The sequence below is a fragment of the Pedobacter steynii genome (genome assembly GCF_001721645.1).
Classification (GTDB): Bacteria; Bacteroidota; Bacteroidia; order Sphingobacteriales; family Sphingobacteriaceae; genus Pedobacter; species Pedobacter steynii_A.
On record NZ_CP017141.1, the window covers coordinates 839,056 to 851,184 of the forward strand.

13 protein-coding genes are annotated in these 12,129 nt (G+C 41.1%); 9 read left to right on the forward strand and 4 right to left on the reverse strand.

Features of this window, described 5'->3' with window-relative positions; genetic code table 11:
* The first annotated feature begins 72 nt into the window (after positions 1–72).
* Positions 73–2,106 (forward strand): M13 family metallopeptidase, encoded by a 2,034-nt coding sequence (locus tag BFS30_RS03475; RefSeq protein WP_069377995.1) that lies wholly within the window; start codon positions 73–75, stop codon positions 2,104–2,106.
* A gap of 62 nt (positions 2,107–2,168) precedes the next feature.
* On the opposite strand, the gene BFS30_RS03480 is transcribed toward BFS30_RS03475, so the two are convergent.
* Both BFS30_RS03480 and BFS30_RS03485 read right to left on the reverse strand, forming a co-directional pair.
* On the reverse strand, positions 2,169–2,372 hold the full coding sequence (locus tag BFS30_RS03480; protein WP_069377996.1) for a hypothetical protein: 204 nt from the start codon (positions 2,370–2,372) through the stop codon (positions 2,169–2,171).
* Between the two features lie 157 nt (positions 2,373–2,529).
* On the reverse strand, positions 2,530–2,865 hold the full coding sequence (locus BFS30_RS03485; RefSeq protein ID WP_069377997.1) for an MmcQ/YjbR family DNA-binding protein: 336 nt from the start codon (positions 2,863–2,865) through the stop codon (positions 2,530–2,532).
* A 96-nt stretch (positions 2,866–2,961) separates the two neighbouring features.
* On the opposite strand from BFS30_RS03485, the gene mnmD reads away from it, so the two are divergent.
* The 5 genes from mnmD (at position 2,962) to mazG (ending at position 7,007) form a co-directional block, all read left to right on the forward strand.
* Positions 2,962–3,624, forward strand: coding sequence for a tRNA (5-methylaminomethyl-2-thiouridine)(34)-methyltransferase MnmD (gene mnmD / locus BFS30_RS03490; RefSeq protein ID WP_069377998.1), 663 nt, complete (start codon positions 2,962–2,964; stop codon positions 3,622–3,624).
* Positions 3,625–3,705: 81 nt separating this feature from the next.
* Positions 3,706–4,656 (forward strand): aldo/keto reductase, encoded by a 951-nt coding sequence (locus BFS30_RS03495; protein ID WP_069377999.1) that lies wholly within the window; start codon positions 3,706–3,708, stop codon positions 4,654–4,656.
* 119 nt (positions 4,657–4,775) lie between these two features.
* Positions 4,776–5,891: an AI-2E family transporter gene (locus tag BFS30_RS03500; protein ID WP_069378000.1), complete on the forward strand. Its 1,116-nt coding sequence runs from the start codon at positions 4,776–4,778 to the stop codon at positions 5,889–5,891.
* Positions 5,892–5,894: 3 nt separating this feature from the next.
* Positions 5,895–6,191, forward strand: a complete 297-nt coding sequence (locus tag BFS30_RS03505; protein ID WP_069378001.1) for a hypothetical protein — start codon at positions 5,895–5,897, stop codon at positions 6,189–6,191.
* 9 nt (positions 6,192–6,200) lie between these two features.
* On the forward strand, positions 6,201–7,007 hold the full coding sequence (gene mazG / locus BFS30_RS03510) for a nucleoside triphosphate pyrophosphohydrolase (protein ID WP_069378002.1): 807 nt from the start codon (positions 6,201–6,203) through the stop codon (positions 7,005–7,007).
* A 9-nt stretch (positions 7,008–7,016) separates the two neighbouring features.
* Here the strand turns inward: mazG and BFS30_RS03515 are convergent, their stop codons facing one another.
* A complete protein-coding gene (locus BFS30_RS03515) occupies positions 7,017–8,486 on the reverse strand; it encodes a serine hydrolase (protein ID WP_083251936.1) in 1,470 nt (489 codons plus the stop codon).
* A gap of 374 nt (positions 8,487–8,860) precedes the next feature.
* Here BFS30_RS03515 and BFS30_RS03520 point away from each other — a divergent pair, with 374 nt between their 5' ends.
* Positions 8,861–9,319 carry a MaoC family dehydratase gene (locus BFS30_RS03520; RefSeq protein ID WP_069378003.1) on the forward strand — a complete coding sequence of 153 codons (459 nt, stop codon included), beginning with the start codon at positions 8,861–8,863 and terminating at the stop codon, positions 9,317–9,319.
* A gap of 2 nt (positions 9,320–9,321) precedes the next feature.
* Here the strand turns inward: BFS30_RS03520 and BFS30_RS03525 are convergent, their stop codons facing one another.
* Positions 9,322–10,161 (reverse strand): alpha/beta fold hydrolase, encoded by an 840-nt coding sequence (locus tag BFS30_RS03525; RefSeq protein WP_069378004.1) that lies wholly within the window; start codon positions 10,159–10,161, stop codon positions 9,322–9,324.
* A gap of 86 nt (positions 10,162–10,247) precedes the next feature.
* Here BFS30_RS03525 and BFS30_RS03530 point away from each other — a divergent pair, with 86 nt between their 5' ends.
* Positions 10,248–10,811 (forward strand): RNA polymerase sigma factor, encoded by a 564-nt coding sequence (locus tag BFS30_RS03530; RefSeq protein ID WP_069378005.1) that lies wholly within the window; start codon positions 10,248–10,250, stop codon positions 10,809–10,811.
* A gap of 86 nt (positions 10,812–10,897) precedes the next feature.
* Positions 10,898–12,040, forward strand: a complete 1,143-nt coding sequence (locus tag BFS30_RS03535) for a FecR family protein (protein WP_083251937.1) — start codon at positions 10,898–10,900, stop codon at positions 12,038–12,040.
* The last annotated feature ends 89 nt before the right edge of the window (positions 12,041–12,129 follow it).

A 12,129-nucleotide genomic window follows, 5' to 3' on the forward strand; every position in this document is an offset into this window, starting at 1 on the left:
GTTTAGCGGTATTTCCTAAATTGATCCCTTTGATGGATTAATACCCTTCACCCTATTAACTTATTATTACTTATGAATATAAAACTGAAAAGCTATTTTGCTGCTTTGGGCATTTTGGCTGCAAGCTATTCTGCACAGGCTCAATCTCCGGCAAAATTTATAGATCCTGCGAATATGGATCTTACCGTAAAACCAGGAGACGATTTTTATAAATATGCAAGTGGTACCTGGATCAAAAACAATCCTGTTCCTGCAAAAGAAACACGTTGGGGAAGTTTTAATGCCCTTCGTGATTTCAACATCAACGCCGTAAAAGGCCTGGTTGAAGACGCAGCGGCAGACAAATCTGCTCCTGCAGGTTCCGTTAAAAGACGTGTAGGCGATTTTTACGCTGCTGCTATGGACAGCATTACCATTGAAAAGCTGGGTTATACTCCTATAAAAGCTGATCTTGCCAAAATAAAGCTGATCAAAGACATCCCAGGAATATTGGATCATGCAGCCTATCTGCGTACAACAGGCCTTGCTTCTCCTATGTTTAGCTTCTCTGTTGGCCAGGACAGAAAAAATGTCAACAAATACCTGACACAACTTGGACAGGGGGGAACGACTCTACCCGACCGCGATTATTACCTGAAGGATGATAGCAGAAGTGTAAAAATCAGGGCAGCATATGATACTTATATCACCACCCTCTTTACCTTAACCGGAAGTTCTGCAGCAGAAGCGAAGAAAAAAGCATCCGCCATCATGGCGATTGAAAAACAACTTGCAGAAGCACAGATGGCAAGAGTGGAAATGCGCGATCCACATAAAACCTATAACAAATTTACAGTTGCTGAATTCAGTAAGACCACTCCGGGACTAAACTGGACAACCATGCTTCCTAAGTTTAAAGTAAACGGACAGGATACCATTCTGGTTTCCTCACCCAAGTTCTTTACCAGCCTTGACGGAATGCTGAAAACGGTTTCTATTGCAGACTGGAAAACTTACCTGGAATGGAATGTATTAAAGTCTGCGGCTCCAAACCTGAGCAGTCCTTTTGTAAATGCCTCTTTCGCATTCACTCAGGCCCAAACCGGACAAAAAGTACAAACACCAAGATGGCAAAGAATGTCGCAACTTACTGATGGAACTATTGGTGAGCTATTGGGTCAGCTTTATGTAGCTAAATATTTCAAACCAGATGCCAAAGTAAGAATGACTGAGCTCATCAGTAACCTTAGAAAGGCGTTTGAGATCAGAATTAAAGGACTGGACTGGATGAGTGATGCCACTAAAGAAAAAGCACTGGCAAAGCTACATGCTTTTGTCCCTAAGATCGGCTATCCTGAAAAATGGAAAACCTATGATGGTTTACAGATCGGTCGTACCACCTATTTACAAAACCTGCGCAATTCCGGTACCTGGGCTTATCAGGAAATGGTTAGTCAGCTGGGCAAACCAGTAGACCGTACCCGTTTCGGAATGACTCCGCCAACAGTAAACGCTTATTACAGTCCGACGATGAATGAGATTGTATTCCCTGCCGGTATTCTTCAATTTCCATTCTTTGATCCAAATGCAGATGACGCAGTGAACTATGGTGGAATTGGTGCCGTAATCGGACACGAAATGTCTCATGGATTTGACGACTCAGGTAGCCAGTATGATAAAGATGGAAACCTACGCAACTGGTGGACACCCGAAGACAAAGTTAAATTCGAAGCGAAAACCAAAGCATTGGGTGAGCAATTTGATGCCTATACTGTATTGGACACCATCCATGTGATTGGTAAATTGACCATGGGCGAAAACATTGGTGACCTTGGTGGATTAAATGCGGCATACACTGCTTTTAAGTTAACCAAACAAGGTCAGTCTGAGGAAAAAATTGACGGCTTTACACCAGATCAACGTTTCTTCCTGGCCTGGGCACAGGTATGGAGAGGAAATGTTTTGGATGAAACTGCTGCACAGTTAATTAAAACAGATCCGCATTCGCCTGGCCCGTACAGAACCATTGGTGCTCCGGTAAATATGGATGCCTGGTATAAAGCATTTGACGTTCAGCCGGGAGATAAATTATATAAGAAACCCGAAGACAGAATCAGAATGTGGTAACACACATCAATACATCTAGATATGTAGATATCTAGATGTATTGATTTAAAAATACAGGTTAATTAGTTGTATCGTCCTGGATTATAAGCATCAGTGATGCAGTGCAAAGGCATACTTGCGATAGACTGGATATAAAGTCCTGTGCTTCTTCTATCTTCAACACATCCACCTCTGTCGTTTGTCCATCTCATTCCTCCATTAATAGATTTAAGATCATCTTTCGACAATTTAATTGCCTTTCCTTTTAAGCTTTCTAAATTTTTCATACTCATGTTATTTAATTTATTTGTACTTGTTTACTATAAATATAACCAGCATGAATCGCATAGATTCTTAATAAACCAGAACGGTGAACAATCAATTCATATTCGCCTATATTGATCCCATATTCGTTTTTTGAATAGAGTAGACAATCTCTTTCGCTTATTTATATTTTTCCTGAAGCTTCTTACTCAGCTTGGCCATGATCAATGCTCTTGATTCCGAGATTCTTCTTCTCAGCTCCTCATCCGGCATTACTTCCAAACCTTCCACCCTTATCCATTGCCGCTTAGCCATATGTGATGCCTGTTGAATTCCAGGCCGACCTGTGAGTGCATCAAAATCTTCCGGATCGCATTTAACAGAAAAGCTTCCGTCTTCCAGAGAGATAATCACATACATCTTTTCTTCAATCATGAAGCAAAGATGTCCCCATTTCATCCCCTCGGTAGTACCATTTAAAGTCAGACAATAATCTCTGAATGTTTCGATATCCATAATGTGCAAATAATTTTAAGCGAATAACCTTTTGGATAAAGGTAAGCCCTGCCCGGCACAATTTAAAAAACATTATCTTGCGGCTCATCTGTACAAATGAATAAGATAACCATTACTGCCGACGGCTCGAACACCTTATACAACGAAACCATTGGTGAACACTACCATTCCAAACATGGCGCTTTACAGGAAAGCAAACATGTATTTATTGATGCCGGACTGAAACATGTGGCTACCAACCGGAATGAGATCTCGGTTCTGGAAATCGGGTTTGGCACCGGGTTGAATTTTTTATTGACACTGGCACATGCAGTACAGGAAAATCTTCAGCTCAGTTATACTGGAATAGAGGCATTTCCATTAGAACCAGCGGAATTGCAATCCACCGGCTACCACCAGTATGTTCCTGAAGAAATATGGAATAGTCTGGAAACGCATTACCTCAGCGCGTTAAAAACACCTGTTGAACTGCTGCCTGCACAGCATTTATTCATCCCTCATACCACTCTTGATCAATTCCGGACTTCAGCACAGTTTGACCTCATCTATTATGACGCTTTTTCTGTCCAGCACCAACCCGAAATGTGGTCAGACGAAATCATCGCACATGCCTGTAGTTTCCTTAAACCGGGGGGTACTTTTGTGACCTATGCCATCACCGGAAAACTAAAACGCGCGCTAAAAGCAAATGAGTTCAGCATTGAAAAGCTTCCCGGAGCACCAGGAAAAAGGGAGATGCTAAGGGGAACAAAAATGTAAAAGTCAGGGAAATGTTTAATTCCTGCATTTCTTTAGATTTTCCAGTAAGAAGCTAGATATTGTGGAAATATACTGTGAACTATGGAAAAAAGAAAATTAGGAAATTCAGACTTATTTGTATATCCCATCACCTTTGGTGGCAACGTTTTTGGCTGGACAATCGATCAGGCAAAATCATTCGAAATATTAAATGGCTTTACAGAGGCGGGCTTTAACTTTATTGATACTGCAAATGTTTATTCCCGCTGGAAACCTGGAAATTCCGGTGGAGAATCGGAGACGATTATTGGTAACTGGCTGCAGGAAAGAAAAAACCGTAGCCAGGTGATCATTGCAACCAAAACAGGTGCGGATATGGGAGAAGGAAAATCACTGTCCAAAAAGAGCATCCTGGAATCGGTAGACGCCTCTCTGAAAAGATTAAAAACAGATTACATCGACCTATATCAGTCTCATTACGATGACCCGGCGACGCCGATTTCTGAGACACTGGAAGCTTATGATGAGCTGATCAAAGCTGGTAAAATCCGCTGGATCGGCGCTTCAAATTATTCAGCAGCACGCTTAAAAGAATCCTTAGAGACCGCACAGAAGCTCAGTCTCCCAAAATATCAGACCTTCCAGCCCGAATACAATTTATATTCCCGTGAGGATTATGAAAGGGAGCTGGAACAGGTCGTTACCGAACATCAGCTTGGCGTAATCAATTATTATGCATTGGCCAGTGGATTTTTAACTGGGAAATACCGTTCTGAGGCTGACTTAAATAAAAGTCAGCGTGGAGGCGGGATCAAAGAATATTTAAACCCCAGAGGACTCAGAATCTTAAAAGCATTGGATGAAGTATCGGAGCAATACAATGCGGCTCCGGCAAGTGTTGCCCTGGCCTGGCTGATTGCCCGTCCTTCAATCACTGCTCCAATTGCCAGCGTAACCAGTCTGAACCAACTTGAAGAATTGAAAAGAGCTGCTGCATTAAAATTAAACATCGAAGATATTGCGATATTAGATCAGGCAAGCGACTGGAAATAGGCATTTCGCTTTCTTTAAAAAAAATAAAATATAACTTTTTAATGCCCTGCCGAAAAATAATTGGCAGGGCATTTGTCTTTATGTGTAAATTACATTGAATTTAAATCCCGGAATCATCTATGAAGAACCTCTCCTCACAACCCTTCAACACCAAATTGGCGATGGCGCTCTTCTCCATCATCTGTATCGGATACCTGGCGATTTTAGGCCAGACCCTACTCGCCCCGCTGCTGACCTCATTTCTACTGGCTGTACTTTTATTGCCAATGGCCAACTTTCTGGAGCAAAAATGGCGGTTTAAACGCAGTCTGGCATCCATTGTTTCCGTTATCCTGATGATTGCGGTGATTTCAAGCATACTCTACTTTCTGGCCAATCAGCTTACCGATTTATGGCAGGACTGGCCATTACTCAAAAAACAGGGAGAGACCTCTTTTCACGACTTACAACATTGGATCTCCTCTACTTTTGGTGTAAATACCCAAAAGCAGATTGAGTATATCAAAGACGGGGCTTCAAAAGCACTTTCTACCAGCGCCACTGTATTGGGCGCCACTTTGCTGACCCTTTCCTCAACCCTTTTATTCTTATTCTTCTTGTTGTTATTCACCTTTTTCCTGCTCAATTACCGTAAGGTATTGTTCAGTTTCCTGACCTCAGTATTCGAAGAAGAGCATACCGAAAAAGTAGGCGAAATTGTAAGACGTATCCAATACATTATCAAAAAATACATTACCGGGCTATTCTTACAGATGTTCATCGTGACCTTAATGATGATGCTTGTACTTTGGGCACTGGGCGTAAAATATGCCGTATTATTAGGTCTGATTGCAGGGATATTCAATATCATTCCTTATATCGGAATCTTCAGTGCTTTGCTCATTAGTGTGCTCATTACCTTTGCAACTGCCGGAGCGGCTAAAGTATTGCTGGTCGTTATTGCCTACGCTGCAGTTCATGCCATAGATGGCAACATTCTGATGCCCCTGGTGGTTGGCTCTAAGGTTAAAATCAATGCTTTGTTTGCGTTTATAGGTATTGTGGTGGGAGAAATGGTCTGGGGAATTTCCGGGATGTTCCTTTGCATACCCTACATGGCGATGCTAAAGATCATTTTTGATCGGGTAGATTCACTTAAGCCATGGGGCATACTCCTTGGTGGCGAAGATAAACCGCATAAAAAGAGAAAAATTTATAGGATTACCAAGAATATCCAATTGGAAGAACAGGAATAAATCATGCCCGAAACCAGGTCCCCTCATATATTAAGCACTTCAGCCAACCTGCTGGGCTTATGTTTCATTGTACTCACCTCGATCAAAGTTTCCAAGATGCAGGATGTCACCCTGATTGATGAAACTACTGCCCTGGCGATAATCCTGTTTATGACCAGTTGTATCCTTTCCTTTTTATCGATGAGAAAGAAACGGGGAACTAATGACCGACTGGAGAAAACAGCGGACATCATATTTTTATCCGGGCTGATTGTTCTTTTTTTAACCACAATGATGATTACCTTTAACGTCATAAAATAACACATATCAATGCCCAATCATATCGCCCCCTCTACCGCTTCCGATCCCTCAGCTGCTTTTCTACGGTTATTAACTGTCCTGGATACCCTTCGTACCGATTGTCCATGGGATAAAAAACAAACGATGGAAAGTCTGCGTCATTTAACCATTGAAGAGACTTATGAATTGTCTGACGCCATACTTGAAGGGGATCTTGATGAAGTAAAAAAAGAACTTGGAGATGTGATGATGCACCTGGTATTTTATGCCAGGATTGCTTCAGAAACCAATGATTTCACCATTGTTGACGTACTGAATGGAGTTTGCGACAAGCTCATCAACAGACACCCCCATATTTATGGAGATGTAGAAGTTCAGGATGAAAATGATGTGAAACGCAATTGGGAACAAATTAAACTTAAAGAAGGAAACAAATCTGTTTTGGCAGGAGTTCCGGCCGGATTGCCCTCTTTGGTTAAAGCCAGCCGCATTCAGGAAAAGGCCAGAGGTGTTGGATTTGACTGGGATGACAAAACCCAGGTTTGGGAAAAAGTAGAAGAAGAGCTGGAAGAATTCAAGAATGAGTTCAATACTACAGATCATACTGCAATAGATGTAGAAAAAGCAGAAGCAGAGTTTGGAGATTTGCTCTTCTCCCTGATTAACTATGCCCGTTTCATCAATATCAACCCGGAGAACGCATTGGAAAAAACCAATAAAAAGTTCATCAGGAGGTTCCAGTATCTGGAAGCGAAGGCTAAAGAAAATGGTAAAGCCTTACAAGACATGACCCTTGCTGAAATGGACGTATACTGGAATGAAGCAAAGAAGGTATAAAGAGAATCGTTAGTTTTGTTTCATCAGTCTCTCCAGGGCCCTTTTCCCTCCACCATTATTTGGATTTAAAATCAGCGATTTCTGGTACATTACGATTGCTTCCTGCTTTTGTCCATATTTTAAAAGGGCTTCCCCGTAACTATCGTAAGCATTCCAACTGTTTGGATAAAGTTCTGTTGCCAGCTTAAAGATTTTAACCGCTTCTTTTGTTTGTTTATTACTTAACATCCGGTATGCCCAATCGTTCAGGTCTACTTCTGAAGGATTAAAACCTGTATTTTTCTTTTTCAATTCATGATACACCCCTATTGCATTTTCAAATCCTTTTTCTCTTAATTTCATTCTTAATGCCGAAATCGGATCATAAGCAGGAATATCAGGATTATAAAACCCGGCAACTTCATCGATAAAATCTTCCGGATATGCACCCGCTAAATTTGTCAATACCACAATAGCCAGGTCATCATCCGGATAAACAAAAAATGCAGACCGGCCTCCTCCTGTTGCAATGACAGCCCGATGCTTTTGACGCGGTTTTGCCACCCAGCCCAATGCCCATTGCGTTGGATTACCGTTGTTATAAGTTCCGGTTGTCCAAAGTCTATTTATCGCATCTTTAGTTTTAAGCAGTTTACCGTTTTGTAAAGCAATCAGCCAATTGGCAATGTCTTCAGCAGTACTATTTAATCCGGAAGCAGTACGTCTAAAGGCCGGAAATTCTGCATAATTGCTGATCAGTTTATCTTCATTTAACCTTTGCCCGTCGATAAACGAGACATATTTGTAAGTTGGTGTCATGTGCGGAATCACATCTCTTGAATCTGCAAAAACAGTCCTTTTCATATCTGCTGCTTTAAATTGTCTTTCACTGAAAACCTGCTCAAATGGCTTAGCACTAATTTTATCAATTATTTTACCCAACAGGGCATAGTTTGTCTGGTTATAACTAAACTGTTCACCGGTATTAAACTCCATGGGCATAGTTTTAACTTTCGCCCATAATGCCTCCTCATTTGCAAATCCTGTAAGTCCGTTTGTGGCGGGATTTAAAAGCTGAAGTAAATTGGGTAATCCTGAAACATGAGTTAACAGCTGCCGGACTTTTATAGGCTTCCAATTGACAGGTAAGCTGTCCAAATAGAGCGAAACCGGAGCATTGAGGTCGATCTTCCCATCCTCTACCAATTGCATCATCGCTATACCAGTAAATGCCTTTGTGCAAGAATTGATTGCAAATATATTTTGATTGTCTACAGGTATAGAATCCTGAATATTACCTATACCATAAGATTTCAGCAGCACAATTTTGCCTTTACTTACCACTGCCAGTTGAAGTCCGGGGATACGTTTTGTTTTCATTTCCTGCCTGATAAACGAGTCCACTCCTTCTTCTTGTGCCAACAACAAAACTGGAGTTCCAGCTAAGAATAGGAGTATTCCGGAAATGTGGAGAAGGTATTTTATGACGTTATTTTTCATCAGAATATATTTGTTTTTTTGGCGGTCATGAAGCTATCATGATCGTTTTATTATTCATTGATATTTATAGTTTTCATGAGCTCGGTTCAATCGTGATGTGATCTGTAACCTCATGATGGTTCATTTAAGATTTTTCTTAGATTTTAGACGGTAATTTAATCCCAGAGTTTAATTAAAAATCCGAACTTCAACATTCATCATTTTCTCATTCTTCGGAATTTTTGTCCGCATGCAATAACCTTAATTTGAGGCACATATATTGAATCGGGAAATCTGAGGCATCAACAAACAAAAAATGTCTTCGTTATATGCTGTAAAAGTCCTATATTATAATTAAAATTAGGTTTTAAACTCAGCTCCTAATCCATAAACATATGTTAATAATTAATAATTTCGAAGAGTATCAATCCCATTTAGGTAAAGAATTAGGTGTTTCAAACTGGCATAAAATAGACCAGGAACAGATCAATAAATTCGCTGATGCAACCTTAGATCATCAGTGGATACACACCGATAAAGAAAGAGCTGAAAATGAAGGTCCATTTAAAGCGACTATTGCACACGGTTATTTAACGCTATCGCTAATTCCATATTTATGGAAGCAGATTGCCGATGTTCGCAATATCAAAATGGAAATCAACTATGGTATAGAGAGTTTCAAATTTGGTCAGGCCGTTGTCGTAGACAGCGAGGTTCAGCTAAAAGCTAAACTTATGTCGATCGCAAACCTGAGAGGAGTAACCAAAGTTACGATTGAAGCCACGCTGGTAATTAAAGATCAGCCAAAGCCGGCATATGTTGGTAATGTGGTATTCCTGTATCATTTTATATAGGGTCATCTTTCGATTTCCTTTAGCAGGAGCTCCCAAATGTTAGCTCTTGATTTTTCCTGAAAGATTCCGAAATGCCCTATTTGATCCATACCGAAATCAGCTGGGGTCAGGTGCAGTCGTTTAACCCTGGCCGCACTATATTTTGCAGTTATCCAGTCTACGTTTTTTACGGGTGCAAAGGGGTCATCAGCTATACTGAATGAAGTTAATTGCGCAGATATATTTTTAAAATACAGGTCCTGTTCCGGAATATCACCAAAAAGATAATCCGGATCCAGGCACCATTTACACCATTGTCTGGCAACATTTTTAGGCAGATTTTCCATACCCGTAATTTTCTTGGAAGGCAGATACCCAAAAATATAAAGCAACATGGGAAACCCAATATTCCAGTTGGTCCACATGCGGTATTTTCTAAAACCAGTCCAGAATCTCCAGTATCCTGTTTGGGCAGCCATAAGAATAATCTTCCTGGCTTCCGCAGCAGATTTTGACAGACCAATTAATTGTCCCCCTATACTGTGTCCCAGTAAGTTGATAGTCGCTCCCGGATAATGCTCCTTTGCATATCTCATCACCGCTTCCAGATCTGTTGCTCCCCAGTCAGATGCGTTAACATCATTTCTTTTGATGGGGCCATTTAAAGAGTTTCCGATTCCGGAATAGTCGAACGTCATTACCGTTATTCCATTGTTAGCAATGAATTCAGAAAATTTCCGGTAATAAGATTGCTTTACCCCCGTTGCAGAAGAGATCACAAGCACCGTATGGTTGTCTTTAGCTTCAAAAATGCTTCCGGTAATAAAATACCCTTTACCTGTCTTAATTTGTACAGTACTCATATCTAAAGATGCTTTATTACTGTGTCCCACCTATCTTTTATTTTGATCAAAAGTAATATTTATGTACGTTAGTACAACCAAACAAAATGTCCTACAAACTCCATAATGACCAGGAATTAACAGATTTACTGAAGTCCGATGACAGGCTGGCGTATGCTGAAATTTACAAGCGCTATCACGCTGCCTTATACATCCATGCTTTTAAAAGACTTCAGTTAAGAGAAGAGTGCAGAGACCTGGTGCATGAGCTTTTTACCACTCTATGGATCAAACGTCAGGAGATTACCTTTAAAACCACCCTATCCGGCTACCTTTATACTTCAGTCAGAAACAAAATATTTGACCTTCTTGCCAGACAGAAATTAAAAACATCTTATACCCAATCCATTCAGCAATTTGCGGAAACCGGACTTGTGACCACAGATCACCTGGCCCGTCAAAACCAACTCAAAACACTTATAGATCAGGAAATCGCAAACCTCCCTGAACGCACCCGTCAGATATTTGAACTGAGCAGAAAGAGATTCCTTAGTCACCAGGAAATTGCAAAAGAATTGAACATCTCTGAACAGACTGTGAAAACCACCGTAAACAACGCGCTAAGGGTATTGCGCATTAAGTTTGGTTCCATGCTCTTCCTTTCTTTATAATTTTTTTTAATTCCTTTACCCCCAAGGCCAATCTGCTTCGTCTTTAATCTTTGAATGCGGGAGGTACGCTCCTTCCCTACCCAATAATGATGCAACAAGAAGAAATAGACAAACTTTTACAAAAAAAACATGCGGGTAACTGTAGCCCGGAGGAAATCGCTTTTTTAGAAAGTTGGTATGCCCAGTGGAATAAGGACCTTCCATTAGGCCTAACTGCAGAAGAACTCCACGAGGACCTGCTTGCGATCAGGAAGATGACCAGTACCCTGCCTTCGGCCGCTAAGTCTCAAAAATTGAAACAAGGCTTATTGGTCGCAGCAACGCTATTCCTGATTTTAAGCACCGGCCTGTACTTTTACCTGCAATCACAAATTAAAAAGGGCTCCACTGCCTACTTAGCCCTTCATGATATTAATCCTGGAGGCAATAAAGCTACCGTAACCTTGGCAAATGGTCAAAAGGTAGATTTAAACAGTCTTAAAGGTGGGGTAATGATCGGTAAATCCGGCCTGGCTTATAACGATGGGACCGATATCAGCCAGATAGACTCTGCCGCTAAAGGAACAGCACAGCAACTGACGCTGGCCACCCCTGTTGGAGGTCAGTACCACATCACGCTCTCTGACGGAACCAGGGTCTGGTTAAACGCCACATCTTCTTTAAAATTCCCTTCCAGCTTTGCCAGGCTTAAAGAACGCAAGGTCGAATTAACTGGTGAGGCTTATTTCGAAGTTACCCACAACGCAAAGCAGCCATTCCGCGTTTATACTTCCAGACAAATTGCAGAAGATCTGGGAACATCATTTAACATCAATAGCTATGCTGATGAACCCACTATCAAAACTACCCTCGTAGAAGGAAGTATGCAGGTTCAAAGCTTAAAAGAGCCTCAAGGTAAGCAGCCGATTATTTTAAAACCTAGTCAGCAAGCCTCCGTCAGTATTACAGGTATCATAAATGTACGTCAGGTAGATACTGATGAAGCATTGGGCTGGAAGAATGGCGAGTTCATTTTCGATGGCGAAGACTTCAAATCCGCCATGCGCAAAATCGCAAGATGGTATAATGTAGAGGTGGTTTATGAACCCGGTGCGAAAGCCAGCTCAACACTGATTCTGGAGGGATTAGTATCCAGGAAAAGCAAGCTGTCTGAAGTACTGAAATGGATAGAATCAATCAGTAGTGTACATTTCAAAATAGAAGGAAGGAGGATAACTGTGACGGAATAACTACTACTCAGAAATGCCAAATCACCAGGGGTGCTGGACACACCCCCGATAATTACCTGGCATCAGTTAATAAATAAATCCACTAACCA